Raw genomic sequence first — 15,000 nt, 5'->3', positions numbered from 1 at the left:
TGGGGCTTCATAATAAATGCTTGCAATAAGTGTAAAGAATTTAGTGAAGATTTATTCTGGAGGAGTTATAGCCTTAAACGGTATTAATCTAGCTGTTGAAGAAGGTTCTTCTCACGCTATTCTAGGTCCTAATGGAGCTGGCAAAACCACGCTAATAAGAATTTTGACTACGCAAATCAAGCCTACTAGAGGCGAAGCCAAAGTTTTTGGTTTTGATGTTGTAAACCAGGGAAATAAGGTAAGAGAGTTGATAGGTTATGTGCCGCAGGAAATGAGCTTATGGAGTGATTTAACAGGTTATGAAAACATGTTGATATATTCCAAGATATATGGTATTGACTCTAGTAAACGAGGTAGTATTATAGAAGAGCTCCTTGATTTTATGGACCTAAGAGAAGCTGCTAATAGGCTTGTAAAAACATATTCTGGGGGTATGATAAGAAGATTGGAAATAGCAATAGCAATGATGCCAAGACCACGGCTTTTAATTCTCGATGAACCAACTATAGGGCTTGATCCAAGAGCTAGAAGGATTGTGTGGGAAAGACTTCAAGCGTATAAGAAGGAGCATGGTGCAACAATATTTTTTGCCACTCATTATATGGATGAAGCTGACAAGTATGCTGACATGGTTTCACTTATTGATAGAGGAAAAATAGTTGCTGAGGGAGCTCCTTCAAATTTAAAGAAACTTATTGAAAGTGATAGAATTATTCTTAAAATTACTGGAAATGCTGAAGATGCAAAGAAGCTCTTGCTAGAATATAGTAGCAGTATTATCATCAGCAACAATAGAGAAATAACATTAGCAGTGAAAGATCCTGCAACTATTCTTCCAATCATAATCGAGAAGCTGTATAGCAGAGGTTTTGTAGTTTTAGAGGCTAAAATTGTTGAGGCAACTCTTGACGATGTTTTTATAAAGCTTACTGGTAGAAGCATTGGGGAAGAGGAAAAAGGCACAATCAGCGAGGTTATGTCTGTTAGAAGAGCCATTATAAGAGGCGGCTAAAATGCTAAAAGCAATTGAAAGCATTCTCGCAATGGCTGAAATGGAGCTTAGAAGACTTAAGCATGATCCTATAGAAATTATCACCAGAGCTGTGCAACCAATACTCTGGGTAACTGTTTTCGGAGTCGTAATGGCTCATAGAATAATGGTGAATGTTGAAGACTACATATCTTTCATAGCACCTGGTGTTGTTTTGCAATCCGCAACATTCATAGCATTAGCATATGGCATAATGCTTGTATTTGAAAGAGAATCAGGAATTCTCAAAAAGCTTCTATCCTCACCAATACCACGCACATCCATTGTTATTGGAAGAGCTCTAGCAGGTGGTATTAGAGCGTCAACACAATACATAATCGTTTTAGCTTCAGCAGCTCTAGTAGGGGCGAGATTTACAAATAATTTGCTATTACTCATAACAGGCTATCTAGTTGTAACATATGTTTGCATGGGATTCACAGCAATATCCATACTCGTAGCATCTTTAATGAAAACAAGAGAAAGATTTATGGGTATTGTAGGAGCAATTTCAATGCCGCTTTTCTTTGCAAGTAATGCTCTATACCCACTAGATATAATGCCAGAGTCTATAAAATTGTTTGCTCTTGTAAACCCAATAACATATACAGTTGATTTGTTAAGAGCACTCTTACTAAACAGTAGCATCAATGCTTTCAATGATGTAGCAATCATAACATTGTTTAATATCATAGCCTTTTTACTGGCAATAAAAATAATCAACAAAATAATAGAGTAGACAAAGACTATAAATATACACAAACAAATCTTATGGTAGCGAAACTTTATCCAGCAACAGCATTTCCATTATTAGACCATGTAAAAGTCTGTAAACAAGTTTAAGAATAAACACAAAGTATTAATTGGGTTTTGGCGCCGGGGGCGGGATTTGAACCCGCGCGGGGCAAAGCCCCAGTGGGTCTCGAGCCCACCGCCTTGGCCACTCGGCCACCCCGGCAATAGTTATGTATTCTCTGTGTATATAGTCTTTAGGCAACAAGTTTTATTAGCATTAATGAGATCTTCCGATATGTTGAGTGCTAGGCTATGATTATATATGATGATGGTGTTTTAAAGGCTTTGATGCGTGTATATGGAGAGAGCTACACAAGCTTCTTAGAGGCTATTAAAAAGCCTGGTTCAAGACTGTATGTAAGAGTTAATACCCTTCTGAAAACTGTTGATGAAGTTGTTGAAAGTCTTAGAAATAGAGGATTTGATGTATATAGGGATGAGCAGTTGCCAGAAGCTATTTATTTTCCTATTCAAGGCCCTTTCAAAATAGATGAAATGGATAAAGTAATTATTGTTAACAAATACGCTGCAGAATCTATTTATATGGGTGCTAATGTTTATGCGCCTGGTGTTGTTTCTTGCAATAATGTTTTAAAAGGTGATGAAGTTACGGTTGTTGCTGAAGATGGCACACCTGTAGCTAATGCTATTGCTGTTGCGGATTGTAATGAAGTTATTGGAAAGAGCATTAGAAAAGGTGTTATTGCTGAAACTATAAAGTCTGTATTTAAAGTTCCAAAGATTAGAGAGCTTCTGGAGTATGAAAAAGGCTATATATATCCCCAAAGCTTTCCAGCAATGTACGTAACACATGTTTTGGATCCACAGCCAGGCGATCTAGTAGTAGATGTTTGCGCAGCGCCAGGAGGTAAAACTAGTCATATAATAGAATACACCAGTGGAAGGGCATATGTTATAGCATTTGACTATTCTAAAAAAAGACTCAGTGAAATGATAAACAATCTTAAGAGGCTATATGAAGACTCTTTTGCCGAGACTTGGTATGCGGATTCAAGGTATTTACATATAGATTTCAGCTGGTTGAAGGCAGATAGAATTATTGTTGATCCACCATGCTCTTCCTTGGGTGTGAGACCAAAAATCATTGATAGAAAAAGCTATCACGATATTTTATCATTGTCTAAATACCAAATACAGTTTTTGAAATCAGCAATAAAGGTTTTGAAAGAGGGAGGGGTACTTGTATACTCTACCTGTACAGTAACTGTTGAAGAAAATGAGGAGATTATCGAAGAGTTTGTTGAGGAGAATAAATGCGTGGAGGTTGATGAAGTAGTATGTAGAGGGTGCTCCAGAGGTGTTCCCGGTTTTAAACATAGCTCAATGTTTGTACGCTTTCATCCACATATTCATGATGTTACAGGATACTTCATAGCAAAACTTGTGAAAAAATGCTAAATCTATTTTATCCCAATTGTTTTAACAGCTTTGAAATCTATGCCCATACTCTTCAAAACTTTTTGAAGATCATAATCATCAGTTAAAACAGTTACATTAAATCCTTTAGACAGTAATTGAAGAGCCAAAGCTAGAACATCTATATCTGTTTTAGACAATTTATCAAAGATCTTAAGCCTTTTTGCAGCATCTACAGCCTTCTTAATAAACTCTTTGCTAGGTTCTTCAATAATTAGCCTATCCACAGCCTGGGCAAGCATCAATCTTTGAACACTTTCAGAATCCTTAACCTCATTTATAACTGATGGTGTGGTATATAGTAGTTTATCATAGAGATACAGAGGAGCTGCAGCTATAAAAGCCGCTGTATCTAATATGAGCACTTTTCTATATGTATAGTCTTGCATATGTCGAGAACCTTGAGAATCTAACTAGTTTCACAGGACAAGCCTCTTTAGAAATCTCAACAACATCTCCTGAAAACATGTTATCTGTTATTTCACCATCAACCACCACTGCAGCTTCTCCCCTAATAACCTCAACAGATATCTTCTTTTCTGAAGACACAACAACAGGCTTTGCATTAAATTGTATTGGCGCTAGTGGCACAATAACAAAGCATTGCAGATGATGATCTACTATAGGCCCTCCTGCAGATAGTGCATATGCTGTAGAGCCTACTGGTGTTGCTACAATAACACCATCGCCTGTTACTTCATAAAGTTTTTCATCATTAACATAAACATTCAAGCTAATAACCTTGTATTTATGTGATCCCCAGCTAGAAACAACAACATCATTTATTGCCAAGGGTAGTTTAGCATCTTTGCCAAGTATCCTTGGCCTTATCCTCATATACTCTTCGACTCTATACCTACCCTCAACAAAGTCCCTTATTCTCTTCAATACATCCTCAGGACGAACCTCCATTAAAAAACTTCTTCTACCAGCTTTTACAGTGAATATGGGTATATCACATAAATTACCAGCTTTGTGAAGAAATCTGAAGAGAGTACCATCGCCACCAATAACAATAGCAGCCTCTACATTGTCGTGCCCAGCTCTGCATACGCTTTTCCAATGGATTTGATCAGCAGTCTCTATATCGATGCACATATCGAGACTTAGCTCTCTTTCTCCATACTCTAAAACATTCTTGGCTATGCTATAGCAATTCTCGCAATTTCTCTTCACAACAACAATGATTCTCAATAGAGACCACCATGACTATTCTCAAAGATTTTTAAGCTATGTTGAGTTAGTTGACTTAGTAGAATATATGCTTTGTATTCATAAAGACTTTGATATCAAACGCATATATGTGTACAACAAGTCTTGTCGAAGGTTCTTGAAGCTTCTTAATAATTTCTCTGCTAATATCCTTTGCAGCTTTGTTAGCCTCAATAGCAAGTGTCTCAGGCCCTACAAACTTGCTTTTCCTTACAACAATTCTTTGCCTATCCAATAAAATAAGCTTGGAGCTCCCTCTAGCCAAAACAACATCTTTCAATTCATCAACTTCAAGAATCAGCACAACCACAGTATAATCTCTTTTAACAATATCAAGAAGTTTTTGGTTAAGCTCTGCAACACCCTTGTTTAGTTTAACACCTATTATACAATCACCCTTTGGTGTTACATCAACATCTTTAGTTAACTCAAAAGTTGTTGTATGGGTTGCTCTAATGTTTTCATGACCCCACGCCTCAACAGTATCATATGCTAGAACATTCTCCATTGTCATTTTAGATTAATACCCTATTTAGCAAAAACATATAGTGAAGAGTAAATAAAAGTGAATATGGAGTTGCTGTGTGATGTGATGTGAATTTTGAGGAGGAGAGAAGAAGACTTGTATACTTATTGAAAAGAGAGGGTGTTATTAGAAGTAAAGATGTTGAAGAGGCATTTCTAGCTATACCAAGAGAGTATTTTGTACCTGAGCATTTAAGGTCTTATGCATATGTAGACTCACCTTTGCCAATAGGATTTGGACAAACAATTAGCGCGCCACATATGGTTGCTATAATGACTGAGGAGCTAGATGTTCAACCAGGTGATACAATACTTGAAGTTGGCACAGGTTCTGGATACCAAGCAGCTATTCTAGCCTACATAACCTCGAAAGGAGGTGGACATGTATACACAATTGAGAAGATAGGAGCTTTAACAAAAAGAGCTATACAAAACATTGCTAACGCACTACCAAACCTTCTAGACTTCATAACATTTGCTACAGGTGATGGAAGCAAAGGCCTTGATATTTTCGCACCATTTGATAAAATAATCGTTACAGCAGCTGCACCACAAATACCAGAACCTCTCCTAAAGCAGTTAAAGCCTGGTGGTAAACTAGTTATACCTGTAGGTAGTAAGTGGGAACAGATTCTACAAATTGTAGAGAAGAATGCCGCAGGACGCATAAGAATCAGAAACTCGGTACCATGTGTGTTTGTGCCATTGATAGGAGAACATGGGTGGCGTGACGAAGACTTGTACATTGCTTAATATTTCAAATCTTATAATGTGGAGTGTTATAGTATACTACAACAAATACAACAGATTTTGTGTTCATTAATTATGGTTACTACATTTGAATGGTTTGTATAATATACACAAATCACTGAGATTTCAATATAATATTATTAGAATAATGATGGAGAATAACACAAGGTAAGTGAGATATAGGTAGGTTTTTCAGTTTAGTAAGAAGAGGTAGTTTATTATTTTGCTAGTTATTTTGCTAGACAAGCATCTAACAATTGCTTTAGACTTTTTCCCAGCCCTACCCTAATACCAAATCTTTTGTCTGTGTACATATATATCAGCTTCTTTGTTTGTAACTTGCGAAGAATAAGCATAAGCTCATTTGATGGGTAGTGAAGCTCCTCACTTATTTGATCTATGTACAGGTAGGTGCTTCCCCATTCTGCGTAGTGCTTGACTAGATGTGTAAGAACATTTGTTTCATCCTCCAAGAGGTCTTTTGAGCTTATTATTTTCTCTAAGCATTTAAGCGCTTTTTCAATTATGTTTTCACTGGTTTTTGTGTTCGGTTTTCCCACAAATGAACCAGTTTTTGCAACAACGAATTGCTGTATTTCTGTCTCTTCCTGTTTTTCATATTGTTTTTTCCAGCTATTTGCTGTTTCTAGAACCGGTTCTGATATAAGTTTTTGGGCTAACCGAACCACATCATGTGGAGAAAAGACAGCAATGTTTAGTGTAGATAGAAGAGTTTTGACGTATTCTTCTCCCTTTCTTGTTAAAAACCAGTAACCAGATTTAAATGTCACATAGTTCTTGCTTTTCCAATAGCTCAGGTAGCTGCTAATAAGCTTTGTTTTTTTACCTAGTAGAGAAGCTATTTCAGAACTTTTCATTGGCTTTACGTAGAGCAGTAAAAGAATAGCCTCAACAACTCTTGATCGAGGCCCTTTATCAGATAAGGAAGAATAGTTAACACTCTCCAGAAGATCACTTGAAAATGGCTGCGCTACATGGGTATCTTCAAAGCTTTTAGAAATGTTCTGGTCTTGCAAATTCCTTTGCATTTGCAAGCTACCTGTAGCCTTTAGATATATGCTTTGCTGACATATTTTTCTTGTAGCGAAGTGCATATAAGCAAAGCTTTTAAGACTCTAAAGAGCATTAAGCTAGTTTGCACAGGTGTTTGAGGGATGCCTATTTAGCAATGAGGAAAAATTCTATGTAGATAGAATGACTTTAAAGAAGATAATTAGGGAGCTAAAAAAGTGGCGTGCACATGCAACTACTCTTCTAAGTCTCTATATACCTCCTGGGAGACCTATTAGCGATGTTGTTAATTTGTTACGTCAAGAACTTGCAATAACAGAGAATATAAAGTTGAAGCAAACAAGAGATGCTGTGCAATGGGCTTTGTCAGCAGCTATAGAGAGGCTTTCAATGATTAGAGAAATTCCTAAGAATGGTCTAGTAGTATTTGCAGGCACAAATAAAGATACGGGAGATGATATTGTGTTAGTGTTCTCACCTCCTGATCCAGTACCTGTATACTTTTACAGAACAGATAAGGAGTTTCACACAGAGTTTTTAGAGCCTATGGTTGAAGAATCAGATGTTTATGGCATAATAATTATTGAAAGAGATGAGGCTACAATAGGACTGTTAAAACCGTCGGGCGTTCTTGTTTTGGATGAAATTGAGTGGTTCATTCCTGGCAAGCATCATAAAGGTGGGCAAAGCCAGAGAAGATTTGATAGAATTATTGAGCAAATGGTTGAGGAATTCTATAAACACGTTGCTGAAAAAGCAAACAACTACTTCTTACCGTTGGTGGAGTCTGGGAAGCTCAAGGGAGTAATAATAGCTGGACCTGGCTATGCCAAGCAAGACTTTTTGAAGGAGGCAGACAATCTAGATTATAGAATCAGAAATCTTATTATTGGAGAGCCAATAGATGTTGCATACCAGGGTATTGTAGGGCTTAGGGAAGTTGTTACAAAGGCTAGGGACATATTATCTAAGCAGAGATTTGTAGAAGTTTTAAATACGTTTGAAGAGTTTAAGCTTCACATTGCTAAAGATGATGGCTATGTAGTGTATGGCGAGAAAGATGTTGAAGAAGCTCTAAGAAGTGGTGCTGTTGAAAAGCTTTTGATATGTGAGGATCATCCAGAGTTCGAGAAACTGGAGAAGCTTAGTAGTGAAGGTGGAGCAAGGTTAATCGTCATAACTAGTAGTGTTGATGAGTATCAATGGTTTAAAGACACATTCCATTGCCTAGCAGCGATAACAAGATATCCAATATCTATGTAGTGCTGCTACATTGGCACTAATTGTCTAAAGGGGCAATCCCGCCAATATTTACTACAGGTTATTGCCTCAAATCTTGTAAGTGGTCTATCAAGAACTTTGCAATAAGCTATGACAATACCCATCTCCATTTTTGATAAAGCAGCATATGGGCATTCTATTGATATTTCCTTTGGAAGTGCATGGATAGGCACATAAATTTTTAGCTTATCTCTTCTTAATGATTTTTGATTATTTAGTTTAAGTGATGAAGACTCTACATAATATGCACAACTTTTATACTCGTTATCTGATAAACATCTTGTTGCAGAGACAACAGCATCTGTGGGCCCGGGAAGCTTAGGCGATGTGCAAACACCATACTGGTACCATGGACATGGCAAAGGCATTCACCACGCAATACAAGTGTTTTTTATAGGTGAAATTTTTATAAGTAGCAACACTTTTGATATGTGAAAAGCCTATAAGCCGCGTTAAAAGATTTCATATAAGGCTTTAAAACATCTCGACGCTCACCACTAGAACATGGCTTTATGTGTGGTTGTTATGCCTAGAAAGAATGGTAATAGTGGTATGCAAAATAATAGAAATACTGAAGAACTTATTAGTAATGTAGGTAAAGAAATTGGGGAGGCTGATAACATAACACTAAGGGTTTTATATGAAGATTCTGATATCATAGTTTTTACAGCTCCAAACGAGGATGAGCTCAGAGAAATTGTTTTGAATATGCTTAGAGAAGGCCCAAAAACACTCAAAGACATGCACTCAAGACTTGCAGGTATTGCTAGTGAAGATAAAATTAGGCGCTGTTTAATTAGGTTAATGGATGATGGTATTGTCACTATTGATGACGAGGGCAAGTATAGGCTATTAGGAATTGAAGGATTTGATGGTGGACTGGAGGAAGAATCGGAAAAGTTTAACTATTTCTGAATTCTTGCTCCACAATATGGGCAGAACCTGGCATTTGAAGGTATTTCAGAGCCGCAGTATGGGCACAGCAACTCTTTGCTTTGATTTTTTAGTGATATGCTATTTTCATATTTGATCAGTGTTGGCAAAGCTATAACCCCTTTGAATGTCTTCAAATACTCATTCTTTATATCTTCTCTCATCATGTGCAAATATACTTGCGTTGTTTTAAGATCTCTATGGCCAAGTAGTTTCTGCAAAGACACTATGTTAATACCTCTTTTAAGAGCTTCAGTAGCGAATGTGTGTCTAAGTATGTGTGGCCTTATTTTCGATGGGTCTATACTAGCTCTTTTTGCTAAGCTCTTTAATCTTTTGTATAAGCCGCTATAGCTAAGAGGTATGATTCTTTCCTCAGAATCAAATTTTTTTATTGCAAGTAGTTGCGATAGAAGAGCATATGTGAGATCGCCTATAACTACAACACGTTCTTCATCGTATTTAGCATTCCTCACCTTAATTTCTCTAGACTCTAGATCTATATCACCAAACCTGAGGTTTAGAAGCTCTTCAGCTCGCAGTCCAGTTTCAAGCAGAAGTGCTAGTATAAGCATGTCAAGAAAATCTCTAGACGCATTGAAAAGTTTTGCTATTTCCTCTTGCTTAAGCACTGGAGGCTCTTTTCTACGAGGTCTTCTAACCTGTGGTATCTCAATTTCTATTCCCAGCCACTCAAAAAATCTTCTAAGAAAAATTGTGTAATAATACAAAGTTGCTTCTCTAGACCTCCTATCACCATATTTTTCACCAGGAAAACCATTTCTCAATCTCTCAACTCTCCACATATAGAAATCATCATACGTCACCTCCTTAACATTCTTCCACCCAACAAAGTTAAAGAAATCAGTTAAAGCAGCTCTATAACTCTTAACAGTCTTCTCATCAGCACCAGAAGCCTCCAAAACAGCAATAAACTTCTCAACAAGACTTTTCGAATCTAGATTAACATAATTGCTAGGGGCTTTACCAACATCAATTCTAGGCATTAAAAACCACTGCAAAATAATTTTCAATAAAAAATATATTTGAGGTTTGACACAAAACAATGATGTAAAAACCTTATAACACCTAGTACAAAAATAATGTTGTTGAAAATAGTTAGAGCCGGGGTCGCCTAGCCTGGTAGGGCGCCGGCCTGCTAAGCCGGTGGGGGATAACCCCGCGCGGGTTCAAATCCCGCCCCCGGCGCCAAATATAAATCTCTGATATTGCTTGACATTTCATTACATGTTTATGAAGAGATACATAGACTCAATAATAAGTTTATATAGGAATAAGTTTCTGTTATAATTAGGAGATTTTTATAATGGTTTTAAATAAAAGATATGTTGTTTTTCTATTGGGTTATGCACATATAGATAGTGAGTGGTTGTGGAGTATCAATGAAACTGTTAATCTTTGCAAAAGTACTTTTGCAAAGGTTCTAAATTTAATGGAGCAACATCCAATTTTAACATTTGCTCAAGGGGGGATTCTATGCTGTGAGCTTCTTGAGGAAGAATATCCAAGTATTATACAAAGAGTTAGAGAAGCTGTGAAGAGAAATCAATTCGAATTTTCGGCATCGTTTCTTGAGTTTGATGTCTATATGTTATCTGGTGAGTCAATTCTGCGTCATCTTCTCTATGGTGCTAAATATCTTGATAAACTTGGTATAGGTTCGGATGTGCTGTTTCTGCCTGATTCCTTTGGATTTCCCAATACATTGCCAAAGTTGTTGAAGGGTTTTGGAATTAAGTACTTTGTGACATATAAGCTTAATTGGAATGATACAAACGAGTTTCCATATCATGTATTCAGATGGGGTGAAGGAGTAGATGAAGTTGTCGCATATTTAACACCTGGAAGTTATAATGATAATCTCTCAAGTGTGAAACGTATATTGTGGAATATGCTCATTCAAATGAGGAAACAAAACATTCCAGCAATTCTGCAGTTTTATGGTCGTGGTGATCATGGTGGAGGACCTGATGAGGTAGAACTTGTTAACATAGGTACATGGATTCGAAAATACCATCCAGTAATAGCTTTCATTCCATCGACTATGAGTGAATTCTTTAAATTTGTAGAGAAAACATATGGAGATGCTTTGCCACCTTTTAGTGGTGAGTTGTATCTAGAGTTTCACCGAGGCGTTTACACTACTGGGGCTTTAGCAAAGAAGTTAAACAGAATTAACGAGAATTTGGTTATAGACGTTGAAAAGATTTATTCGTTGCTTAAAACCATCTTCAAAGAGAAGTATCCAAAGAACGAGTTAAACAGAATATGGAAAATGATTTTGCTTAACCAAGGCCATGATGCATTGTCAGCAACAGTTCCAGAAGAGGTTTACGAAACGATTATTCAAAGAGGTTATGAAGCATTTAGAAGCTTGCTTAATTTGCTTAGACAAGGCCTAGGAACCATAGCTGCTAAAGAGAGAGGTAAGTATGTGATATTCAATCCCAATAGCTGGCATGTTTCAATATACAAAGTTGTTAAAGGCGAATGTGTTAATGGCTATTGCCAGAGGCTAGAGAGTGGGGATAACCTCATCTACTTAAAGAATCTTCCACCACTAGGTTTCAAAATCTTTAATACCTTAGGTGAAAAACCAAGTGATTCAGTTAGTGTTACCGAAAATGGGAAGTACTATATTCTTGAGAACATGTTTCTCAAGGTGGTTGTGGATAAGGACACGGGCTGGGTTATGGATATACATGATAAGCGCTATAATCACAAAGTTCTATCAGGCCCCATTAGATTAAGAATTTTATGGGATTACCCACTAACTCTACGTGGTAAAACAGCTTTTGCTGCAATGTTTGATGCTTGGGAAGCATTTTATCTCGATGGGCTTAACAAGTTTTTCTATAAAGATCTAAAGGCATATAGTCATAGAATATCCGCTAAAGGACCTATGTACGCGTCTATAACTTTTGAGTTTAAACATAGACACCTACTCTTTGGATCTTCACATTTCAGTTTAAGTATAGGTGTCTACGCAGAGAAGCCATTTGTTGAAATAAGGTTTAAAGGTAAGTGGAAAGCTCTTCACAAATTCCTAAAACTTATGATACCAGTTGGAGTTAGTGTTAGTGAAGCTGTTTTTGAAATGCCCTATGGGGTAATAAGGCGCAGAGATTCTTGCAGATCTGAAAATCCCATGGATAGGGCAAAGTATGAAGTTCCTGGGCAGCGATGGGTGGACATATCTGATGGTCGCTACGGTGTTGCTGTAGTAAATGACTCGAAATATGGTTTTAGCTGGTGCAATGGTGTTTTAGGAGTAAGTCTTTTGAGAAGTCCGTTACAGCCCATAAAGAGATTTATAATAAAGTCTATGGAGATGCATCCAGAGATTGAGAAGAGATTTAAGGATATTAGTTTTCAGATTATGAGCAAAAGCAAGCAATATGCTATACAGCTTGGACTTTTACTCATAACCTCAATTCTAAAGCTTGTTAACATGATTAGACTTCGCCCAATAGATCATGGCTATCATACTGCAACTATATGGATATATCCCCACCAGGGAGACTATGTAGAAGGTAGGGTAGCAAACTTAGCATCAGAACTAAACACAAGGTATGTTCTTGTAAGAGGCAATGTTGAAGGAGTTGAGAAAAGCTTTAGCTTATTAAGTGTTGAACCAAGTGATAAAGTTCATGTAACCGCAGTAAAGCTTTGTGAATACGATGACAATTGCCTCGTCTTAAGACTATTCAATGCTTCACACATGAAAATTGTTGCCAAGCTCAAATTCAATGTTAATGTAACCAAGGTTTATAGAGCAACACATCAGGAAAAACCTGTTTGTGAATTGCCTATAAGCCACGAAAATATGGTGTCTGTGTTTATGGAGCCTTTTGCTGTTGAAACCATTTTAGCAAAGCTAGAGATGTAAACTAAAACTCTTCTTAGTTTTCACTACATCCAAACCTGTTGAATATGGATTAAATATGCTACTAAATAAATTGCGAAAAGCGGGAATCTAGGATCTTAGCAACTTTCTTGCAATTCTCAAAGGAAGGGCTTTAATCGTGTATGGAAGGATAATTTGTGTCAGTTGAGCTGTTAGTATACCGATTGCTGCACCACCTATAACATCACTAAACCAGTGAACTCCTAGTAGAAGTCTGGTGAGAGCTATTGAGACAGCCCATATGTATAGAAATCCCATTATTTTGCCATTTATTTTTGTATTGATGCTATAGTATGATGCTAAGGCAAAAGCTCTTGCCGTATGGCCTGAGGGATAGCTGAATTTCTCTATGAGGTCAAGAATATCTGTGGATACATTATTGCCGGTCAATGGCCTTGGAATTTGAAAAAATAGTTTAATTGCGTAGACAAGAAGACTATTCAATATGAGCAAAAGTGCTAACCCAGCTGAAAATAAGCTTAGTTTTCTATATCTCCACAAATCAGCTACAGCAATTACGATGATTAAAGCAGCAAAAAGGTATATGCTTGCTGTCTCTGAAAACACTAAAACAAATGTTTCACTACCTATATAGAGCATGTTGAACAAAAGATTGTCCAGATGCTTCAGAATACCTGCTTTAACAATAGCAGAGAAAATGGTTATTGCAATAACTTCTACAATAATAGTCTTCTTCATGTATAATCAACAAAAGCTTATCACTAGCTTTCCAATTTATATTTTTGCTTCTACATACTCAAATCTATAAAGCTATATACTTTCCCTCCAATATTTTCCCATGCATCGAATCCATAGCGAATTTTTGTAAACTCTTTTCTTAGCTCTATAACCTTCTTTCTAATAGTTAAAGGTTCAAATCCTCTTACAACAATGTCTGCAACAAGCCTTGCTATTTCTCTAAATTCACCTTCTCTCATTCCGAATCTCGTCATTTCCTGTACACCAAATCTAACACCACTTGGGTTAGAAGCATCTTGTGGCTTGTCCCAAGGAAGAACATTTTTATTAGCTATTATATTAGCATCCTCAAGAATTCTAGCTACCTTCGCACCACCACCAAATTTTCTAACATCAATAGCTACAATATGTGATGCTGTATATCCAAGATGCTCCGCAACAACTGTGAGCCCTTGTGCTGTAAGCTCTTCTGCAAAAGCTTTTGCATTTCTGATTATTTGTTCTGCATAGTCCTTTCCAAAATGCATCATCTCAATTGCTGTAACAGCTGTTGCTGGAAGTCTGTGAATATGGTGGTTACTAACAAATGTGAGAACATTGTTTGAGACTAGTTTGTAAACCTCATCACTATTAGTCATTATTAAACCTCCTTGAGGTCCAGGAAAAGTTTTATGAGTAGATGCAGTAGCAGCATCAGCACCTTCATGCACGGGGTTAGGCCATGTTTTACCAGCTATAAGACCAAGAACATGTGCAACATCATGTACAACCCTAGCCCCTATAGAATGTGCAGCATCGGCTATTTGCTTTGTTGGATGTGGAAATAGGTATAGTGATGCTCCTAAAACAACGAGACGAGGCTTTAAAGACTCTATAAGTTTCACGCTCTTGTCAACGTCTATGTTCCAAGACTCCAAATCAAATGGTAATTCAAAATGCTTAATGCCAAGAGCTCCTAATACACCAAAACCTGTGTGAGATATGTGTGCACCACTTTGAAGAGCTGGTACAAGAGCTGTATCCCCAGCATTAGCAAGAGCCTTAAATGCAATAGCATTGGCAATACTACCACTTATAGCTCTAACCTCAACAAATTTCACGTCGAAAAGTCTGGAGAGAAGCTCTGAGGTCTTGGTTTCTATCAGATCTATAAACAAAGATCCTTGATAAAACCTCTTACCAGGCTTACCCTCAGCATACCTATGCATCATATCATTGATATACAAAGCCCTTGCCAAAGGAGACATAACATTTTCAGATGCTATCAAGTTTATACATTCAAATCTTCTCCAGCTATTATGCCTTTTAACAATTTCTAAAACCTCTACAACGTCTGATGGTAATGACAATAGACTCAGCCTAAAAACAGTTAAAGAAG

At 37.1% G+C, this 15,000-nt stretch carries 15 protein-coding genes and 2 tRNA genes; 8 read left to right on the top strand and 9 right to left on the bottom strand.

Annotated elements, in window-relative coordinates:
- Positions 1-16: 16 nt before the first annotated feature.
- Entirely contained in the window at positions 17-1,012 is a 996-nt protein-coding gene (locus tag QPL79_RS03545) for an ATP-binding cassette domain-containing protein (RefSeq protein WP_285273421.1), read from the top strand.
- Position 1,013: 1 nt separating this feature from the next.
- Positions 1,014-1,769 (top strand): ABC transporter permease, encoded by a 756-nt coding sequence (locus tag QPL79_RS03540; RefSeq protein ID WP_285273420.1) that lies wholly within the window; start codon positions 1,014-1,016, stop codon positions 1,767-1,769.
- 132 nt (positions 1,770-1,901) lie between these two features.
- Here the strand turns inward: QPL79_RS03540 and QPL79_RS03535 are convergent.
- Positions 1,902-1,988, bottom strand: a tRNA-Ser gene (locus QPL79_RS03535).
- Positions 1,989-2,077: 89 nt separating this feature from the next.
- On the opposite strand from QPL79_RS03535, the gene QPL79_RS03530 reads away from it, so the two are divergent.
- Complete coding sequence (locus tag QPL79_RS03530; protein ID WP_285273419.1) at positions 2,078-3,244, top strand: PUA domain-containing protein; 1,167 nt, start codon at positions 2,078-2,080, stop codon at positions 3,242-3,244.
- 2 nt (positions 3,245-3,246) lie between these two features.
- Here QPL79_RS03530 and QPL79_RS03525 read toward each other — a convergent pair whose 3' ends face one another.
- Genes QPL79_RS03525 through QPL79_RS03515 form a run of 3 tightly spaced genes read right to left on the bottom strand, consistent with a single transcriptional unit; the run spans position 3,247 to position 4,988 of the window.
- On the bottom strand, positions 3,247-3,651 hold the full coding sequence (locus QPL79_RS03525; protein WP_285273418.1) for an NOB1 family endonuclease: 405 nt from the start codon (positions 3,649-3,651) through the stop codon (positions 3,247-3,249).
- Complete coding sequence (locus tag QPL79_RS03520; protein ID WP_285273417.1) at positions 3,632-4,456, bottom strand: NAD(+)/NADH kinase; 825 nt, start codon at positions 4,454-4,456, stop codon at positions 3,632-3,634. The genes QPL79_RS03525 and QPL79_RS03520 overlap by 20 nt, the downstream gene beginning before the upstream one ends.
- Before the next feature lie 55 nt (positions 4,457-4,511).
- On the bottom strand, positions 4,512-4,988 hold the full coding sequence (locus tag QPL79_RS03515; RefSeq protein ID WP_285273416.1) for a DUF371 domain-containing protein: 477 nt from the start codon (positions 4,986-4,988) through the stop codon (positions 4,512-4,514).
- A gap of 80 nt (positions 4,989-5,068) precedes the next feature.
- Between QPL79_RS03515 and QPL79_RS03510 the strand changes: the two genes are divergently transcribed.
- Positions 5,069-5,752, top strand: a complete 684-nt coding sequence (locus tag QPL79_RS03510) for a protein-L-isoaspartate(D-aspartate) O-methyltransferase (RefSeq protein ID WP_285273415.1) — start codon at positions 5,069-5,071, stop codon at positions 5,750-5,752.
- 227 nt (positions 5,753-5,979) lie between these two features.
- Here QPL79_RS03510 and QPL79_RS03505 read toward each other — a convergent pair whose 3' ends face one another.
- Positions 5,980-6,864: a hypothetical protein gene (locus QPL79_RS03505; RefSeq protein ID WP_285273414.1), complete on the bottom strand. Its 885-nt coding sequence runs from the start codon at positions 6,862-6,864 to the stop codon at positions 5,980-5,982.
- A gap of 100 nt (positions 6,865-6,964) precedes the next feature.
- On the opposite strand from QPL79_RS03505, the gene prf1 reads away from it, so the two are divergent.
- Positions 6,965-8,044: a peptide chain release factor aRF-1 gene (prf1, locus tag QPL79_RS03500; protein WP_285273737.1), complete on the top strand. Its 1,080-nt coding sequence runs from the start codon at positions 6,965-6,967 to the stop codon at positions 8,042-8,044.
- 5 nt (positions 8,045-8,049) lie between these two features.
- Here the strand turns inward: prf1 and QPL79_RS03495 are convergent, their stop codons facing one another.
- Positions 8,050-8,430, bottom strand: coding sequence for a hypothetical protein (locus tag QPL79_RS03495; protein WP_285273413.1), 381 nt, complete (start codon positions 8,428-8,430; stop codon positions 8,050-8,052).
- A gap of 157 nt (positions 8,431-8,587) precedes the next feature.
- Here QPL79_RS03495 and QPL79_RS03490 point away from each other — a divergent pair, with 157 nt between their 5' ends.
- Positions 8,588-8,977 (top strand): ArsR family transcriptional regulator, encoded by a 390-nt coding sequence (locus QPL79_RS03490; protein WP_285273412.1) that lies wholly within the window; start codon positions 8,588-8,590, stop codon positions 8,975-8,977.
- On the opposite strand, the gene xerA is transcribed toward QPL79_RS03490, so the two are convergent.
- A complete protein-coding gene (xerA, locus tag QPL79_RS03485; RefSeq protein WP_285273411.1) occupies positions 8,968-10,002 on the bottom strand; it encodes a site-specific tyrosine recombinase/integron integrase in 1,035 nt (344 codons plus the stop codon). The two genes, QPL79_RS03490 and xerA, sit on opposite strands and share 10 nt — an antisense overlap.
- A 117-nt stretch (positions 10,003-10,119) precedes the next feature.
- Between xerA and QPL79_RS03480 the strand changes: the two genes are divergently transcribed.
- Positions 10,120-10,207: transfer RNA gene (locus QPL79_RS03480), tRNA-Ser, on the top strand.
- Between the two features lie 115 nt (positions 10,208-10,322).
- The gene (locus QPL79_RS03475; RefSeq protein WP_285273410.1) at positions 10,323-12,905 is read left to right on the top strand and encodes an alpha-mannosidase; all 2,583 of its coding nucleotides are present in this window, start codon (positions 10,323-10,325) and stop codon (positions 12,903-12,905) included.
- 87 nt (positions 12,906-12,992) lie between these two features.
- Here the strand turns inward: QPL79_RS03475 and QPL79_RS03470 are convergent, their stop codons facing one another.
- Positions 12,993-13,622 (bottom strand): phosphatase PAP2 family protein, encoded by a 630-nt coding sequence (locus QPL79_RS03470; protein WP_285273409.1) that lies wholly within the window; start codon positions 13,620-13,622, stop codon positions 12,993-12,995.
- Positions 13,623-13,672: 50 nt separating this feature from the next.
- The gene (glyA, locus tag QPL79_RS03465; RefSeq protein WP_285273736.1) at positions 13,673-14,971 is read right to left on the bottom strand and encodes a serine hydroxymethyltransferase; all 1,299 of its coding nucleotides are present in this window, start codon (positions 14,969-14,971) and stop codon (positions 13,673-13,675) included.
- Positions 14,972-15,000: the final 29 nt, after the last annotated feature.

Origin of the sequence: Ignisphaera cupida, assembly GCF_030186535.1 — an archaeon.
Lineage (GTDB): Archaea > Thermoproteota > Thermoprotei_A > Sulfolobales > Ignisphaeraceae > Ignisphaera > Ignisphaera cupida.
Note: the sequence above shows the minus strand (reverse complement) of the source record. Positions and strands in the feature narration are given on the sequence as shown.

Bases quoted from the DNA above. Each gene is read 5' to 3' on its own strand.
- QPL79_RS03475 (WP_285273410.1), top strand. From the start codon at position 10,323: ATGGTTTTAAATAAAAGATATGTTGTTTTTCTATTGGGTTATGCACAT.
- xerA (WP_285273411.1), bottom strand. From the start codon at position 10,002: ATGCCTAGAATTGATGTTGGTAAAGCCCCTAGCAATTATGTTAATCTA.
- QPL79_RS03525 (WP_285273418.1), bottom strand. From the start codon at position 3,651: ATGCAAGACTATACATATAGAAAAGTGCTCATATTAGATACAGCGGCT.
- prf1 (WP_285273737.1), top strand. From the start codon at position 6,965: ATGACTTTAAAGAAGATAATTAGGGAGCTAAAAAAGTGGCGTGCACAT.
- QPL79_RS03530 (WP_285273419.1), top strand. From the start codon at position 2,078: ATGATTATATATGATGATGGTGTTTTAAAGGCTTTGATGCGTGTATAT.
- QPL79_RS03540 (WP_285273420.1), top strand. From the start codon at position 1,014: ATGCTAAAAGCAATTGAAAGCATTCTCGCAATGGCTGAAATGGAGCTT.
- QPL79_RS03505 (WP_285273414.1), bottom strand. From the start codon at position 6,864: ATGCACTTCGCTACAAGAAAAATATGTCAGCAAAGCATATATCTAAAG.
- QPL79_RS03470 (WP_285273409.1), bottom strand. From the start codon at position 13,622: ATGAAGAAGACTATTATTGTAGAAGTTATTGCAATAACCATTTTCTCT.
- QPL79_RS03495 (WP_285273413.1), bottom strand. From the start codon at position 8,430: ATGCCTTTGCCATGTCCATGGTACCAGTATGGTGTTTGCACATCGCCT.
- QPL79_RS03545 (WP_285273421.1), top strand. From the start codon at position 17: ATGCTTGCAATAAGTGTAAAGAATTTAGTGAAGATTTATTCTGGAGGA.
- QPL79_RS03515 (WP_285273416.1), bottom strand. From the start codon at position 4,988: ATGACAATGGAGAATGTTCTAGCATATGATACTGTTGAGGCGTGGGGT.
- QPL79_RS03490 (WP_285273412.1), top strand. From the start codon at position 8,588: ATGCCTAGAAAGAATGGTAATAGTGGTATGCAAAATAATAGAAATACT.